We start from the raw sequence: 15892 nt of genomic DNA, 5'->3' as shown, positions 1-15892 counted from the left end.
CCTCCAAATTATTTATTTTAAAACATTCTTCCAGCAAGTAGGGTAAGTCTTATAAAGGTAAATATATCTCCATTTTTTAGACTTATAGGGGAATTAAGTTCTTCAATAACATCTTCATTTATAAGCACCTTGTAAATTCCATCTTCAAATGCCTGTAATGCAACTTCTATTGCTTTTTCTACAGATTGTTTATTTTCGTTATAAATAGAACCAAATCCAACTTTTCCAATATCAGCCTGAGATTCAATTTCTTCATTAGTTAAGAAGTTTATTATTGATTTTTCTGGGATTTTTTCATTATATTCAAGAACATTTTTAGATACAATTTCAGAGATAGCCTCTTTTAGGCAATTGATGTTGTCAGATAAATCAAAAGGAGTAAGTTCTAGCATAGGTTTACGTTTGCCAACGGCTTTAACTCTAAAATAAATTTGCATAAAATCACCTCGCAAAACATTAATTATATATTTAAAAATTTATCTATTTGTTATATTATATCATTTTGTGAATTATTAATGTGAATTATGAGATTATTTTACAAAAAATAGAAAAAAAGCTATCTTAAAGTCTAAAAAAGAAATAAAAGATAACTTTTAACTATGAGTATATAAAATTATAACCATACATTTATTAAATTTTAATTTTAGAATTACTTTTGGTATCTATCTTTTTTTATTTACAAATTTTGGTCCTAAATATTTTTTTATTTCTTCTTCAGGAGAAAAGTCATCAATAAGTATTTCTTTTCCAGTATCCTCAAATACTACAAGAACCTCACAGTCACCTTGTAAGAAAAATTTTCTAACAGTATCTTCTTTAACTTCTCTAACCTTTATTACATTCTTTTTTTCTTTCTCAAAGTCTTTTGTGTAATAACTTCCCATCATATTAATTATTTTTGTATATCTATTCATAAAATGCCTCCTTATGCGATTAAATTTTAAAAATATGTTATAATAATTGTTTGTATTAACTTAATAATTATAACAAGGAGTAATAATAATGACTAGTATAAAAAATAAAGATATTTTAAATTGTATAGATTATTCCATTAAAAATAAGCTCTTTGATGAATTAAATGATGTATATAAATCTTTGCCAACAGGAAATTGTTCTGGATGTGGAAATTGTTGTATGGAATCAGTAGGTATAAATTTAATTGAGTTTTTGAATATATTTTGTTATCTTGAAGATAGAGTTGATTTAAAAAGAAGTTGTATAAGTAAGGTATTAGATTACTACTTTGAAGAGTATACAAGAAAGAATGCATGTCCATTTAAAGATAATAATAATAGATGTTTGATATATGAAGTTAGACCATTAAATTGTAGACTGTTTGGACATTGGAAAAAAGAAGACTATAATAAAAATTTAGATAATGTCACTAAGAAAAATAACGATTATAAAGTATTGATGAAGAAACAATATGGATTTGAAATAAATGATGAAGTGGTAAATTATAGAATAGATTACTGTGATAGCTTTGTTCCAGACAAGGATTATTTAAGTAAATCTGAGAGATTAAGTTTTTCTGATAAACTTATGGTATTAGATTCAAAGATTTATTCTAATGGACTCATAGATATAGATTTTAGAGATAGAGGGATAGTTGAATATTTTATAGAGTCATTACTTTATAGAGGCTTATCCTATAATGTAAAAATAAGGATATCTAAAGAGTACAAAATAAGAAGAAGAACTATTGATAGAATAAAAAGGATTGTTCTTGTAGATTCTCATATTAGTAAGTAATAAATTGTAGCATAAATATTGTCAAAATGAGGTGAAGAAGGTGAATCTTACAAAAGTAAAAGGAAATACCTTTTTTATAAAAGGTGGCACGAATACAGGGATATATGTATTTGAAGATAATACAGCACTTATGATAGACCCAGGATTATGTGGTTCAAGACCTAGGAGAGTAAATAAAGTTTTAGATGAAAATGAAATACAAGTTAAATATATTATAAACACTCATGGTCATGATGACCATTATGGAGCATGTAGTCAATTTAAAGAGTATTATAAAGATGTGTGTATAATGTCATCAAAATACGATAAATTATATATAGAAAATCCAGAACTATTTTCAAAGTATATTGTCGGGGGAAAGAGCAATGTATTTATGGATAATATTTTAAAAAATAAACTTTTGGATGATATAAAAATAGATAAATCTATAGAAGCTGGCAAGCTTGAATTAAATAATGAAATGTTTGATATAATTGAATTTCAAGGTCATACACCTGGAAGTGTCGCTGTTTTGACAAAGGATAAGGTAATTTTTGTTGGAGATTTATTGATAGGAGATGAAATTCTATCAAAATATGATTTCTTGTTTTTATATGATATACAAGAACAAATAAATTCATTAGAGAAATTAAAAGATATAGATTTTGAGTACTTAGTCTTAGGTCATGGCAAGCAAGTAATATCAAAGGAAGATTCTCATGAATTAATCGAAAAACATTTAAATGCTCTAAAAAAATATCTATATCAAATAAGAAAGTTACTTGAAGAGCCTAAATCTTTAGAAATTTTATTAAAAAACATTATAAATAACAATAATTTAAGTAATAATTATAAAGAGTATCATTTTTTTAAATCTTCATTAGTATCTGTTATAAGTTACTTAGTTGATTTAGGAGAAATAGGATATATATTGGAGAATGGGGAATTGCTTTACTATACAAAAACAAAATAAATTATGATAAAATAAAGAAGGTCATAAAAAACAAATAAAGGGTGAGCAATATGGAATACGAAAAATGGAATGAAATACTAGCGCCTTATGAACATGCAGTAGAAGAGCTAAAAATAAAATTTAAAAATATAAGAAAAGAATATTTAGCAAAAGGTGAATATTCTCCCATAGAGTTTGTTACAGGCAGAACAAAAAAAATATCTTCCATAATATCTAAATTAAAAAGGATAAATGCAAAAGATATAGAAACTGAAATTGATGATATTGCTGGTATAAGAATAATGTGCCAGTTTGTTGAAGATATATATGCTATAGTTGATTTGATAAAAGTAAGAAATGATATGACTATAATAGGAGAAAAAGATTATATTACAAATTACAAAGATAGTGGTTATAGAAGCTATCATGTTATAATAAAATACCCTATAAACTCAATTGCGGGTTCAAAAGAAATTATATGTGAAATACAAATAAGAACTCTTGCAATGAATTTCTGGGCTACAATAGAACATTCATTAAAATATAAATATGACCATTACATACCTGAGACTCTTGCCGAAAGACTTAGAAGAGCATCTGATGCTGCCTTTCTTTTAGACCAAGAAATGAGTGAAATAAGAGAGGACATAATGAAAGCTCAGGCTATGTATCAAATGAAATCTATAGCTATTAGAGATACTCTAAATAGAATACAAGAATTATATGACTTAGGGGACACACACAAAGCTATGCAGTATCAAAGAAAATTGGATAGAACTGAAACAGATAAAAATATAACCGAGATATTGGAATTAAAACAAGAAATAGATATATTACTGGAGCAATATAAAAATACTAAGGTAGATGATAAAGTAGTTCAATAAAAAGCTACTTATAGAAAATTTGCTAAATATTAATGGGGCTGCCTCTTAATGGAAAATAATTTCTAAAAAGAGACAGCCTATTTAGTGTAATCAAGAAAGGAATGATATTATGAGTTTATATGCTATAGGTGATTTACATTTTTCAACATCAGTCAATAAGCCAATGAATATCTTTGGAAGTAATTGGGATGGTCATGAAAAGAAGATTATAGATAACTGGAAAGAAGTTGTTAAGGAAGACGATTTAGTCTTAGTATTAGGAGATACATCTTGGGGAATTAATTTATCAGAAGCTAAAAAAGACTTAGATATAATAAGCGAACTTCCAGGACAGAAAATACTTATAAAGGGAAACCATGATTATTGGTGGACAACTGTTACAAGTTTAAATAAATTATACGAAAACATGAGTTTCATTCAGACAAATTTCTATGAATATAAAGATTATGCAATTTGTGGTGGTAGGGGTTGGATATGCCCTAATGATGTCAAATTTGATGAGACTGATGAGAAAGTTTATAAAAGGGAAGAAAATAGACTGAGATTATCATTAGAATCTGCTCGCAAAAGAGGTCACTCAAAAATAATTGTGATTACTCATTATCCTCCTACAAATGATAAATTAGAAGAATCTTTATTTACAAAGCTATTTGAAGAATATAACGTAGAGAAAGTGATTTATGGTCATTTACATGGAAAAGAATCTTTTAAAATGGGATTAAAGGGAATTAGAAATGGAGTAGAATATATATTAGCATCCTGTGACTATACAGAATTTAAATTAATAAAAGTTAACGATTAAAAAACATAAATTGGTAAATACTATAAGATACATGATTAAAAATAAATATTTGAGGGATTTCGGTTTTGAGAAAGGAGACACGACTTATGAGGTGGATATTAGTTTTTATATTTTTATATCTTATTCCTTTAGTAGTGATATTTAGAAATTACAAGAATTTTAAGAGGTCTTGTATCTACAGTAGTATTTATGTGGTATTAGCTACAACAATAATGATAAGTAATATTTATATGAGTGGACTTAATAAGATAAAAGAATCTATGTATTATCATAATTATATTTCCGATGAGAGGTATGATGAAAAGTATGTATCAAATTTTAATGAAAAAGAAAGTACTGATTTAAAACAGAATAAGGTAAATAATGAAGAAGCATCAAATAATAAAGAATTAAATAGTAAACAAGATGAAAATGAACAAAATAACAAAAGTAATGAAGAGAATACGAATTTAAAAGAAAATAGCGATTCAGAGAATAATATTTCAGCAAATGATAAATCAGAAGAACAAGAAAATACAACAAAAGAAAGTAGTAATCAAACGAACAAAGAAAAAAATAGTGAAGATATAAAAAAAATAGATATAGAAAGTATAGGAATTTTTAAGAAAGAAATCTATAATATAGAAAGAGTAGCTTTGGTTCCAATGAGAGAATGTATTCCTTACACTAAGGACATAGCAAAAAATATAACTAAATTGTCTAGTATAAAAAAAGATGTTACAAATGCTAGAGATAAGTGTAAAGAAGTTGTAAAAGAGTATGAAAATATGCAGATTCCAGAACTTTCTAAGGAAGAGTATACAGAAACATTGAGCAATGCTAGAGATGATGTAAAGAAAGCATATGAACTTAGAGAAAAATCTATGGAAAGTGCTTTAAAGTTAATAAATACTAAAAGCCCTAAATATATAGGGAAGATAACTGAGTATCTTGACTTGTCAGATAAGCAGATAGAAAGTTTTAAAAATAGATTGAATGATTTAAAAGAAGAAATAAATGAAGCAGAAACAAATAGTATTGATTAATAAGAATTAAGCATATAAGTTAAAAGGGAGATTAAGATGAATAAGCAGAGTATTGGAAAACTAAATATGTTTTTTATGGGGATTACTCAAAGAAACCTTGATAATAGGGATTTTTTTATTGAGTTAGAAGTGATTTTTAAATCTGGAAGAAAAGAATTTAAAGGAGTGGCAACAGAGGAAGATAATAAGTATAAATTTAATTTTAAAGGAAAATCAGATTTATATACATTTAATGAATTGCTTAAGAATATTTCTAAAGAAGCAGAAAACTATGATAGTTTAGTATTTAAATATATTGAAAGAGGAACTATCGTTGTAATCGAAGGCGATAATAAGAAGGTAAATGTAAAGTATCTAGACAACATAGAAGAAGTACCCAAAATAGATGAATTTACAGCATCTCAAATAAAAAACAGAGATTATTATGTAAAAGTAGGACAGGCAAATGCACTTTTAAAAGAAATTGGGGTACTTACAAAAGATGGTAAGATAAAAAATGATAAAATAAGAAAGTACAATCAGATAGACCATTTTGTGGAATTAATAGATAGTATTCTAAAGGAAATAAAGGATAAAGACTGTATAACAATTTTGGATTGTGCTTGTGGTAAATCTTATCTAAGTTTTGTTTTAAACTTTTATATAAAAGAAGTGCTAAAGAAAAACTGTTATTTTATAGGAATAGACTATTCAGATGTAGTTATAGAAGCATCAAGAAATATGGCTAAAAACTTAGGATATAAAAATATGTCGTTTATAAAAGAGGACTTGACTAATTATACACCAAATAGAGATGTTGACCTTGTGATAAGTCTACATGCTTGTGATACAGCAACAGATATGGCAATAGGTCTAGGAATTAGGGCAAAATCCGAAGCTATAGTAGTAGTACCATGTTGCCATAAGGAATTATTAGGGCAATATAAATATGAATCTATGGAACCAATATTAAAACATGGAGTATTTAAAGCTAGATTTGCAGATTTAATAACTGATGGTCTAAGAACTTTGTTATTAGAAGGCAATGGATATGATACTTCTGTAGTAGAATACATATCTCCACTCGATACACCAAAAAATCTAATGATAAGAGCAATAAAAACTAAAACAAATAATGAAAAAGCATTAAAAGAATATAGAGAGCTTAAAGCTCAATTTGGAGTTGAACCAACTTTAGAAAAACTTATATATTAGTTAAAAATGTAAAATTTACAAAAAGCTTGCTTAAATATGCAAGCTTTTTGGTATTATATAGGTATAGTCATATCCAGAGTTTTGATTTATAATTAAAGCTGTGCTATAATATGTGATTAATCAAATCAATAAACGTTACATGGAGGTAAAAATGAACAAATTAAATATATGTATTGATATAGATGGAACAATAACAAGCCCTTATCATTTTCTTCCATACCTAAATGATATTTTTAATAAAAACATAACTGAAGCAGAGTGTATAACACATAATTGGGAAGAATTATATGGTTCAGGGATAAGAGATGTATATACAGAATTTAATAATAAGTATATACATTCATATGATGAAGCAAAGATTGTGGAGGGTGCTACTGAGGTAATTGGCACATTATCTAAAGGACATAAGTTATCTTTTGTAACAGCTAGACATGAGTGTTTAACTGATGTAACTAAAAACTGGCTATCGAGACAAGGATTTTCAGATATAGAGGTTTACTTATTAGGAAGTGATTATAAAGTTGAAAAGGCAAGAGAGCTGAGTTGTGATATATTTATAGAAGATAATCCTTTAAACTCAGTACAATTAGCTGATGCTGGAGTTAAAGTAATACTTCTAGATACTAACTATAATAAAGATATTACACATCAAAATATAGTTAGAGTTAATAATTGGATAGATATTGAAAAAATTATAAAACAAAGTGTTTAAAAGATTTGTAAATCGAAAGGGGGAGCATATGATAGATTTAAAACTTGAAAATAGAAAAGGAAAGATTCATGTAAAGAGCAGTGAAGTAAAAGATATTTTAGAATTACGTCCAGACTTTGAATATGTACAAGATATATCAAATACTATAAATCAAGAAAACATATTAGTGTTTGATTGTCAACTGACAGGAAATTCTTTTGATATGGATGATTTAGATATAGAAGAAATATTAGAAGAATTGGGTGAAGAAATAGATGAGTCTTATTTCAATGTTTTATTTGAAGATGTAAGAGCTTATTTAAAAGATGCTACTGATGAGATAGAAGCAGATTTACAAGAAAATTACTTATTTGATAATTTGAGATGTTATTTTGATATATACAATATAAATCAAGAATTTACCGATTTTAAGTTTGTATTTTTAGTTTCTTTTAAAGATATAAAAATTTCTTCATTAGCAAACCTAGCTAAGATTGTTTCTAAAAGACAGCTTATAGGTGCATCTAAGTTTTATAGTTAAAATGGAATCGTATGGTGTTAAAAACTAGTAGCCTTGTAAAAACATTGGTTACTAGTTTTTTTATTTGTACATTTTCACAAAGTTTCAGAAAACTATTTACATTATTAAAAAAGTAATGTATATTAAACATAATGTACAGTATAATGGAAAAATAGAGTTGAGTTACTAAATGTATTAAACAACTAAATGATTTATTTTTAGCTTAGTATAGCAGGAGGAGAATTTATGCAAAATTTAAATGAAATAATTTCAGAAAATTTGAAAAAAATAAGGAAAGAAAAACACCTTAGTTTAGATAAGATTGCTCAACTTAGTGGAGTAAGTAAGAGTATGTTGTCCCAAATTGAGAAATGTGAGGTAAATCCTACTATATCTACTTTAAAGAAAATAACTAATGGACTAAAAATTTCATTTACATCATTGATGGAGAGACAGGAAAGTGATATAGAATTGGTTCAAAAAAGTGATGTAGACCATTTTATTGAGGATGATGGAAAATATATAAGTTATCCGATATTTCCATTTGATTCTAAAAGAAGATTCGAAATATTTATGATTGAAATAGAAGAGGGTGGAAATTTAGATTCAAATGCTGAACTTCCAGGGACACAAGAGTTTATAACTGTTTTTAGTGGTGAGGTAACCATCAAAATAAATGGAGATGATTATGTTGTGTGTAGTGGAAATTCTATAAGATTTAAAGCAGATGTATCACATATATATAGAAACTCAGGTAAGGGTATAGCTAAAATGAGCATGGTAGTATATTATGTATAAATAATTTGGTGAAGTATATAGTTATATTTAGATGTTTTTAGGTATGAGATTAAATAATAGGAGTGTGATTTATGATGATTAACAAAAAAGCTGTCTTTTTCTTTTGTAATGATTTAAAGAAAGACCCAGTAGCAAATAGTGTGATTAAATGTTGTGAGGAAATGATGGATTTAAAGCAAAGTGATATTGTCATTGATGAAAGTTTTGTATTAGAATTTACAGATAAAGACAATAATTTATTTCAGTTTGTAAAGACAAAAGATGTAATAAGTCATAATTACAAATATTACTTGCCAATTTTAAATAAATATTTTAAAGATTATAATTTTGCAGGTGTTGTAAATTGGCATGAGGGGGAAAATGCTCCAGAGCAGATTTTAACAGCTCATACAATTGGAGATGTACCAACAGGAGAGTTTGGAAATTCTAACCCAAGATACTTTAAAAACATAATTAATGCAATTGAAGATATAAAAAATGAAACTTCACTTGATGAATTTACTACATTAACAGAAGCAACCCATTGGTCTGGCACAACATATGGCGAAGAATCTAAACTAATTACAGAATATTCTGTACCTATGTTAGACATAGAGATAGGAAGTAGTAGTGATAGTTTTAATAATAAGATGGCAATACAAGTATTAGCAAAAGCACTGGTTAGAGTATTTGATAATGATGAACCTTTAAAAACTTTATTATGTGTTGGAGGGGTTCATTTTGAAAAATCTTTTGCAGATATTATAAAAAATAAAGAATATAACATATCAATTGGACATGTACTGCCAAATCAGTGGATTGTAAGTGGGATGTATGATGATGAATTTGGATTTGAAAAATTAGAGAAATGTGTAAATAGTATTGAAGGTGGAATTGATGGTATAGTTTTTCATGATAAATTAAAAGGTACTTATAAAGAGCAATGTCGTAAATTAGGTGAAAAACTTAATGTCCCTGTATTTAAACATAAAATATTAAAAAATCCAAAAGATTTGCCTATATGGTAGCTATATAATCAATATAAATAATAAGTCAGATTAATTTTTAAGTGAGGTCAAAAATGATATTATCTTATTTTGCATTATTAATTAGAGTAGTGCTATTGGCTTTTGAGAGAGTAGTTGTAAGGTTATTAGGCGATGAAGAAGGTGATATTTATAAAAATATAGCTTCATCATTTTTATTTTTCTTTATTGGAGGAGTATGTTTACTTCCATTTAGTTTAACGTATAAAGTTAGTGATTGGTCATTTTTAATACCATGTTATATAAGTAGCTTAGTTTACTCAATTGGCTCAGTAGCATATGTGACATCTTTAGCAACTGGTGAAGTTTCACTTGTGACTCCAATAAACAGTCTAAATTCTTTGTTTCTATTACTTTTATCAGTTATATTTTTAGGTGAAGGTTTAAGTTTAGCCAAAGTTGCAGGAATCATAGTTATGATTGGTGGAGTATTCATATTAAAAAAAGTAAGTTCTTTTCTAAAAAATGTATCCGTAATTTTTAACAACTTGCCATGTAGACTAATGTTTTTGTACATATTTTTACAATCAGTAGGGAGAGTGCTGGATAAGGCTTTTTTTGTACAAGTATCTCCTATATTATATTCGACTATACTTTATTTCTTTGTGGGATTAAATCTATTTGTATTCTTAGCATTTAAAAAGAAGCAAAAAGTAATTTATGAGATTTTTAGTAATAAAAAAGGTCTTTCAATTGTAAGTGGTGCTATTAATGGATATTCTTATTTAGCATTATTAATCGCTTTAAATAATCTAGAGCTTAGTATAGCTGAACCGTTTTCTCAGGTATCTATGATAATAACTTTGATACTTGCTCATTTTATATTCAAAGAAAATATAAAAGAAAAAATACCAGGTTCAATTTTAATACTAATTGGTGGATGGCTATTGTTACTTTAATCGTTCCATTAATTAAAAAGAAGTATAGATAATTAAAGTCAGTTTAATAAATAGCTAATACATAATTAATAAATAATAAATAGGGAATATAAACATATTTATTTAGATAAATTCGTTTATATTCCCTATTTTGGTTATATTGATTTTTATATTTGATATAATATGAATCTCACAAATTATTAGTTCTTATGTCTAACTCTTAGTGGTATATCAAGTTCTTTTGCTAATTGCTTAGATTCTTCTATTTCTTCTGGAGATATTTCATCTACTACTGAGAAAGCCACCTCTTTTATATGTTTTTTGCAATCTCTTGCGAAATCTAACATATAATCAAATGATTTCTCCCCAAACTTTGGTTGTGTAACTCTATTATATGCTTCTTTATTTGGAGCATTAAGGCTTATTGATACTGCATCTATAACATCTTTTAATAGGATAGCTGTTTTTTTATTGTGTATTAAATCACTTAAACCATTTGTATTTATTCTTGTCTTTATGTTACTTTTTTCTTTTATAAACTTAGCAACTTCTACTAATTCATTTATTCTCATTAATGGTTCACCATATCCACAAAAAACAATTTCATCGTAGTCGTCTAAATTGTATTTGTTGAAGGCTTCTTTTACTTCGTCTATACTTGGTTCATGTTCCAACCATAGACTACCACTATTTGCTACTTCATTTTTTTCATTTCTTATGCAAAAAACACAACTACATGGACATGTATTAGTTATATTTACATAGATACTATTTTCAATTGTATATAAGATATTCATAATTTCCCCTCCATAAATTTAAATTCTTAATTAAAATAACGTCTTTTAAAGTCAAGTTTATCAAGTGCTATACCTAAAATTATAAAGACAATAAAACTTCCTATTGGCTGTAATAAACCGAGTAAGCTCATTATAAATGCACTTGTAAAGCTTCCAATGATTATTCCTTCAGCAAACATGTATAAGACTAACCCTACTATACCCGCTATAATCGAAGCAATTATATTTCTTTTATTTATTATCTTGTCACTTTTAGAAGTGAAAAATAATACAAGTATTGGCTTTATGATTATAGTTGGTATTACCCAAATAGCAGCACCTGTAGATAAATCAGCTAGACCAGCACCTATTGCAGAGGCTGCTATAGCGTAGTTTGTTGGTAAGATGGTTGCAGCAAGATAAATAAAAGCATCTCCTATATGAACATATCCATTATTTCCACCCACTGGGATATGTAGTATATACGCTATTGTCAAACATATTATGGATGCAAATAACGCAGAAGTAACAATATAGGTAGTTTTTTTAGAAGTAACTTTATTCATTTTTTCCAATATACTCCCTCCCTAGAAATCCAAAACTAAGATAATTGTAATGTTTTCTTATACATATATTAATATTAATCATACAATTTTCATAGTTTGTTTAGTGTTTTTTTTGTAAAATATAGATTGTACCCATTCAAATGTATATAAATAGAAACGTGGAATAGAGTAGTAGGCAAAGTAGAATAATATGTGATGTATTAGAAGTGGATAAATTATAGATAAAAAAATAATATAAGAGAGTCTACCCAATAGACTCTCTTATATTTGGGAAATTAAAGGCTATTTTGTTAGATAATAGCTAATTAATAAAAAAATATATTTATAAAATACTAATTTACTCTATTAGTAGCAGTTCCTGTTTCTATAACTTCTACAGCACTACTTAAACTAGAATAAACTATATTTTCTATCGCTGTACTAGTGAAGAAACCAAGGTGATGAGTGAATATAACTTGTTCCATAGAAAGAAGTTTGTTTATTTCTGGGTCAGTTAATTCGCCTGGATTCATCTTTTTATTTAAGAATAATCCTTCAGTTTCAAATGTATCAAGGGCAGCAGCTCTTATTTTTCCTGATTCTAGTGCTTCTATTAAGTCCCCTGTCTTAATTAAACCACCACGACCAGTATTTACTATATAAGCTCCATCCTTCATTATAGCTAGAGTATCTTTGTTTATCATATGTTTTGTTCCTTCAAGTAAAGGAGTATGTAATGTTATAAGGTCAGCTTCTTTTAAAAGGTCCTCTAAAGTATCTTTATAAGTTAATATATCATTTAAATCATTATTTGGATATTGGTCAAATGCAATTACGTTAGCCCCTAAGCCTTTGAATAGTTTTGCAGAAGTAGCACCTATTTTTCCAGTACCTATAACACCTACTGTAATAGATCTAACTTCTGTCCCAAGAAGTTCAGCTATCCAACGATAGTCACCTTCACAGACTTTTTTCTTTACTAAAGGAGTTTTTCTTAAAAGGTTCATAGCTTGAGTAACAGCTAATTCAGCTATTGCATTAGGTGAATAAGAAGGAACATTAGTAACAATAAGTCCATTTTCATTAACTAAACCAAAATGTATCATATCCATTCCTGCAGTTCTTGAAGCTATAACTTTAACCCCAGCATCTTTTAAAGTCTCATAAATATAAGGGTTATCTATATAGTTAGTTTGTTGTATAGATATACCATCATACCCTTTGGCTTTAACCACATTTTCTTCAGTCATGTTTTCAGGATAAATATCCACTTGAACATCCTTATGCTCTTCAGACCATTGTTTTATTACTGGTTCTTCATAATCGCGTGCTCCAAATACTAGTATTTTCATATCAATACCCTCCTGTAATTATTAAATTATATGGTAATCTTTCATTTAGAAATAATATGTAACATATAAGGCTATGTTTTTTATACAAAATTTTTAAGGTTAAAAATTTAGTTTTGAAATTGTTTTCCCTGTCATATTTCGATATTTAGTTATTTTTTATTTAATGTAATAATTGCTTTAAAAATTTATCAAAGAAATTGTTATTTTTTAGATTAAATATTATTAAAAATTTATCTAAGTTTGAAATTAGTTAACTAACTTGCTGATTAATTACAATGATAACATGTGTTTTTGAGTTTAGCAATGAAAACTTTTTTTGAAATGTCAAGCTTTTTCACAAAAAAATATATAAAAAAAACTTTTATATGCATAGAAAGGATAGCAAAATGCAATGGAGAGTTGCATAATGCCACGATATGAAAATAATAATTCAATTGTATATTGTTAAAAAACATTCAAATCAAGCGATATTTTGCTTAAATATAAAGTTGGCACGATAAATGCTTAACAATATAGGTGTAAGACAATAAAACAATAAAAAATAATTTTAATAATTTTTAAGTTATTTTAGATAAGATTAGGAACTTTGACATCAAATAGTTAATATCAGAAAAAGGTATTTCATGAGTGATTTAATCGAAATTTTATAATTGATACTATTAAGGAGGAAAACGTTATGCTTTTAGAAGGAGTTAAAGTAGTAGAACTTTCAAGTTTCATCGCAGCACCATGTTGTGCAAAAATGTTAGGTGACTGGGGTGCAGAGGTTATTAAGATTGAACCTATAGAAGGTGATGGAATAAGAGTTATGGGTGGAACATTTAAATCTCCAGCATCAGATGATGAAAACCCTATGTTTGAATTAGAAAATGGAAATAAAAAGGGTGTAAGTATTAATATAAAATCAAAAGAAGGAGTAGAAATATTACATAAATTATTATCAGAAGCAGACATATTTGTAACTAATGTTAGAGTTCAAGCATTAGAAAAAATGGGTATAGCTTATGACCAAATAAAAGATAAATATCCAGGATTAATATTCTCTCAAATATTAGGATATGGTGAAAAAGGACCTTTAAAAGATAAACCAGGATTTGACTACACTGCATACTTCGCAAGAGGAGGAGTTAGCCAATCTGTTATGGAAAAAGGAACATCTCCAGCAAATACAGCAGCAGGATTTGGTGACCACTATGCAGGTCTAGCATTAGCAGCAGGAAGTTTAGCAGCATTACATAAAAAAGGTCAAACTGGCAAAGGTGAAAGAGTAACAGTAAGTCTTTTCCATACAGCTATATATGGAATGGGAACAATGATAACAACAGCACAATACGGAAATGAAATGCCTTTATCAAGAGAAAATCCAAACAGCCCATTAATGACTACATATAAATGTAAAGATGGAAGATGGATTCAATTAGCTTTAATACAATATAACAAGTGGTTAGGCAAATTCTGTAAGGTTATAAATAGAGAATATATATTAGAAGATGATAGATACAATAACATAGATTCAATGGTTAATCATGTTGAAGGTTTAGTTAAGATAGTTGGAGAAGCTATGTTAGAAAAAACATTAGATGAGTGGTCAGCTCTATTAGAAGAAGCAGACTTACCATTTGAAAAAATCCAAAGCTGTGAAGACTTATTAGATGATGAACAAGCTTGGGCAAACGACTTCTTATTTAAGAAAACATATGATAGCGGAAATACAGGTGTCTTAGTTAATACTCCAGTTATGTTTAGAAATGAAGGAATAAAAGATTATACACCAGCACCAAAAGTAGGTCAACATACTGTAGAAGTATTAAAATCTTTAGGTTATGATGAAGAAAAAATAAATAACTTTAAAGATAGTAAAATTGTAAGATACTAATTAGTAATTCTAGATTTTATAAAAGGAGAATGCTAAAGATGTACACAATGGGATTAGATATAGGTTCAACTGCATCAAAGGGAGTAATTTTAAAAGATGGAGAAGATATTGTAGCTTATGAGACAATATCTTCTGGTACTGGTACTACTGGACCATCAAGAGTTTTAGAAAAATTATATGGCAAGACTGGTCTTGCAAGAGAAGACATTGAAAAAGTTGTAGTTACAGGATATGGAAGAATGAATTATTCAGATGCTGATAAGCAGATAAGTGAATTAAGCTGTCATGCCAGGGGAGTAAACTTCATAATTCCAGAGACAAGAACCATTATTGACATAGGTGGTCAAGATGCAAAGGTATTAAAGTTAGATAATAATGGAAGACTACTAAACTTTCTTATGAATGACAAGTGTGCTGCAGGTACAGGAAGATTTTTAGATGTAATGGCAAAGATAATAGAGGTTGATGTATCTGAACTCGGAAGTATATCTATGAATTCTCAAAATGAAGTGTCAATAAGCAGTACATGTACAGTATTTGCAGAGTCTGAAGTTATATCACATTTATCTGAAAATGCAAAAATTGAAGATATAGTGGCAGGTATTCATACTTCAGTAGCAAAGAGAGTTTCTAGCCTAGTAAAAAGAATAGGAGTACAAAGAAATGTAGTTATGGTTGGTGGAGTTGCTAGAAATAGTGGTATCGTAAGAGCTATGGCAAGAGAAATCAACACAGAAATTATTGTACCTGATATACCTCAATTAACAGGCGCTTTAGGAGCAGCATTATACGCTTTTGATGAGGCGAAAACATCACAAAAAGAAGTGAAAAATATATAAAAAG

At 27.6% G+C, this 15892-nt stretch carries 18 protein-coding genes; 13 read left to right on the top strand and 5 right to left on the bottom strand.

Annotated elements, in window-relative coordinates; translation table 11 throughout:
• Positions 1 to 17: 17 nt before the first annotated feature.
• Positions 18 to 437, bottom strand: coding sequence for a hypothetical protein (locus Q3304_RS13620; protein ID WP_054268921.1), 420 nt, complete (start codon positions 435 to 437; stop codon positions 18 to 20).
• A 225-nt stretch (positions 438 to 662) separates the two neighbouring features.
• On the bottom strand, positions 663 to 914 hold the full coding sequence (locus tag Q3304_RS13615; protein ID WP_054268922.1) for a hypothetical protein: 252 nt from the start codon (positions 912 to 914) through the stop codon (positions 663 to 665).
• Between the two features lie 88 nt (positions 915 to 1002).
• Here Q3304_RS13615 and Q3304_RS13610 point away from each other — a divergent pair, with 88 nt between their 5' ends.
• The 11 genes from Q3304_RS13610 (at position 1003) to Q3304_RS13560 (ending at position 10521) form a co-directional block, all read left to right on the top strand.
• A complete protein-coding gene (locus Q3304_RS13610) occupies positions 1003 to 1752 on the top strand; it encodes a YkgJ family cysteine cluster protein (RefSeq protein ID WP_407813711.1) in 750 nt (249 codons plus the stop codon).
• A 40-nt stretch (positions 1753 to 1792) separates the two neighbouring features.
• Entirely contained in the window at positions 1793 to 2704 is a 912-nt protein-coding gene (locus Q3304_RS13605; RefSeq protein ID WP_407813712.1) for an MBL fold metallo-hydrolase, read from the top strand.
• A 50-nt stretch (positions 2705 to 2754) separates the two neighbouring features.
• Positions 2755 to 3567, top strand: a complete 813-nt coding sequence (locus Q3304_RS13600) for a GTP pyrophosphokinase family protein (RefSeq protein ID WP_054268925.1) — start codon at positions 2755 to 2757, stop codon at positions 3565 to 3567.
• Between the two features lie 109 nt (positions 3568 to 3676).
• Entirely contained in the window at positions 3677 to 4369 is a 693-nt protein-coding gene (locus Q3304_RS13595) for a metallophosphoesterase (protein WP_054268926.1), read from the top strand.
• Between the two features lie 86 nt (positions 4370 to 4455).
• Complete coding sequence (locus tag Q3304_RS13590; RefSeq protein WP_407813713.1) at positions 4456 to 5394, top strand: hypothetical protein; 939 nt, start codon at positions 4456 to 4458, stop codon at positions 5392 to 5394.
• A 36-nt stretch (positions 5395 to 5430) separates the two neighbouring features.
• Positions 5431 to 6588 carry an SAM-dependent methyltransferase gene (locus Q3304_RS13585; protein ID WP_223152931.1) on the top strand — a complete coding sequence of 386 codons (1158 nt, stop codon included), beginning with the start codon at positions 5431 to 5433 and terminating at the stop codon, positions 6586 to 6588.
• A 151-nt stretch (positions 6589 to 6739) separates the two neighbouring features.
• The gene (locus tag Q3304_RS13580; protein WP_407813714.1) at positions 6740 to 7300 is read left to right on the top strand and encodes a 5' nucleotidase, NT5C type; all 561 of its coding nucleotides are present in this window, start codon (positions 6740 to 6742) and stop codon (positions 7298 to 7300) included.
• Positions 7301 to 7328: 28 nt separating this feature from the next.
• Positions 7329 to 7820: a hypothetical protein gene (locus Q3304_RS13575; protein WP_021382913.1), complete on the top strand. Its 492-nt coding sequence runs from the start codon at positions 7329 to 7331 to the stop codon at positions 7818 to 7820.
• 225 nt (positions 7821 to 8045) lie between these two features.
• The gene (locus tag Q3304_RS13570; protein WP_054268930.1) at positions 8046 to 8597 is read left to right on the top strand and encodes a helix-turn-helix domain-containing protein; all 552 of its coding nucleotides are present in this window, start codon (positions 8046 to 8048) and stop codon (positions 8595 to 8597) included.
• 71 nt (positions 8598 to 8668) lie between these two features.
• Positions 8669 to 9604, top strand: coding sequence for a D-aminoacyl-tRNA deacylase (locus Q3304_RS13565; protein WP_223152932.1), 936 nt, complete (start codon positions 8669 to 8671; stop codon positions 9602 to 9604).
• A gap of 53 nt (positions 9605 to 9657) precedes the next feature.
• Entirely contained in the window at positions 9658 to 10521 is an 864-nt protein-coding gene (locus Q3304_RS13560; RefSeq protein ID WP_054268931.1) for an EamA family transporter, read from the top strand.
• A gap of 179 nt (positions 10522 to 10700) precedes the next feature.
• On the opposite strand, the gene Q3304_RS13555 is transcribed toward Q3304_RS13560, so the two are convergent.
• From Q3304_RS13555 to Q3304_RS13545, 3 genes are all read right to left on the bottom strand, one after another.
• Entirely contained in the window at positions 10701 to 11297 is a 597-nt protein-coding gene (locus tag Q3304_RS13555) for a TIGR04100 family radical SAM protein (RefSeq protein ID WP_407813715.1), read from the bottom strand.
• A gap of 26 nt (positions 11298 to 11323) precedes the next feature.
• Entirely contained in the window at positions 11324 to 11851 is a 528-nt protein-coding gene (locus tag Q3304_RS13550) for a TIGR04002 family protein (RefSeq protein WP_054268933.1), read from the bottom strand.
• Positions 11852 to 12174: 323 nt separating this feature from the next.
• The gene (locus tag Q3304_RS13545) at positions 12175 to 13173 is read right to left on the bottom strand and encodes a D-2-hydroxyacid dehydrogenase (protein ID WP_054268934.1); all 999 of its coding nucleotides are present in this window, start codon (positions 13171 to 13173) and stop codon (positions 12175 to 12177) included.
• A 676-nt stretch (positions 13174 to 13849) separates the two neighbouring features.
• Between Q3304_RS13545 and hadA the strand changes: the two genes are divergently transcribed.
• Positions 13850 to 15049, top strand: a complete 1200-nt coding sequence (hadA, locus tag Q3304_RS13540) for an isocaprenoyl-CoA:2-hydroxyisocaproate CoA-transferase HadA (RefSeq protein WP_407813716.1) — start codon at positions 13850 to 13852, stop codon at positions 15047 to 15049.
• A 38-nt stretch (positions 15050 to 15087) separates the two neighbouring features.
• A complete protein-coding gene (gene hadI, locus Q3304_RS13535; protein WP_021382982.1) occupies positions 15088 to 15888 on the top strand; it encodes a 2-hydroxyisocaproyl-CoA dehydratase activator HadI in 801 nt (266 codons plus the stop codon).
• Positions 15889 to 15892: the final 4 nt, after the last annotated feature.

Source organism: Clostridioides sp. GD02377, from assembly GCF_045899875.1.
GTDB lineage: Bacteria > Bacillota > Clostridia > Peptostreptococcales > Peptostreptococcaceae > Clostridioides > Clostridioides difficile_A.
The sequence above is the reverse complement of the archived record's forward strand: the minus strand, read 5'-3'. Positions and strand labels throughout refer to the sequence as shown.

Bases quoted from the DNA above. Each gene is read 5' to 3' on its own strand.
- Q3304_RS13620 (WP_054268921.1), bottom strand. From the start codon at position 437: ATGCAAATTTATTTTAGAGTTAAAGCCGTTGGCAAACGTAAACCTATG.
- Q3304_RS13615 (WP_054268922.1), bottom strand. From the start codon at position 914: ATGAATAGATATACAAAAATAATTAATATGATGGGAAGTTATTACACA.
- Q3304_RS13610 (WP_407813711.1), top strand. From the start codon at position 1,003: ATGACTAGTATAAAAAATAAAGATATTTTAAATTGTATAGATTATTCC.
- Q3304_RS13600 (WP_054268925.1), top strand. From the start codon at position 2,755: ATGGAATACGAAAAATGGAATGAAATACTAGCGCCTTATGAACATGCA.
- Q3304_RS13595 (WP_054268926.1), top strand. From the start codon at position 3,677: ATGAGTTTATATGCTATAGGTGATTTACATTTTTCAACATCAGTCAAT.
- Q3304_RS13590 (WP_407813713.1), top strand. From the start codon at position 4,456: ATGAGGTGGATATTAGTTTTTATATTTTTATATCTTATTCCTTTAGTA.
- Q3304_RS13585 (WP_223152931.1), top strand. From the start codon at position 5,431: ATGAATAAGCAGAGTATTGGAAAACTAAATATGTTTTTTATGGGGATT.
- Q3304_RS13580 (WP_407813714.1), top strand. From the start codon at position 6,740: ATGAACAAATTAAATATATGTATTGATATAGATGGAACAATAACAAGC.
- Q3304_RS13575 (WP_021382913.1), top strand. From the start codon at position 7,329: ATGATAGATTTAAAACTTGAAAATAGAAAAGGAAAGATTCATGTAAAG.
- Q3304_RS13570 (WP_054268930.1), top strand. From the start codon at position 8,046: ATGCAAAATTTAAATGAAATAATTTCAGAAAATTTGAAAAAAATAAGG.
- Q3304_RS13565 (WP_223152932.1), top strand. From the start codon at position 8,669: ATGATGATTAACAAAAAAGCTGTCTTTTTCTTTTGTAATGATTTAAAG.
- Q3304_RS13560 (WP_054268931.1), top strand. From the start codon at position 9,658: ATGATATTATCTTATTTTGCATTATTAATTAGAGTAGTGCTATTGGCT.
- Q3304_RS13555 (WP_407813715.1), bottom strand. From the start codon at position 11,297: ATGAATATCTTATATACAATTGAAAATAGTATCTATGTAAATATAACT.
- Q3304_RS13545 (WP_054268934.1), bottom strand. From the start codon at position 13,173: ATGAAAATACTAGTATTTGGAGCACGCGATTATGAAGAACCAGTAATA.
- hadA (WP_407813716.1), top strand. From the start codon at position 13,850: ATGCTTTTAGAAGGAGTTAAAGTAGTAGAACTTTCAAGTTTCATCGCA.
- hadI (WP_021382982.1), top strand. From the start codon at position 15,088: ATGTACACAATGGGATTAGATATAGGTTCAACTGCATCAAAGGGAGTA.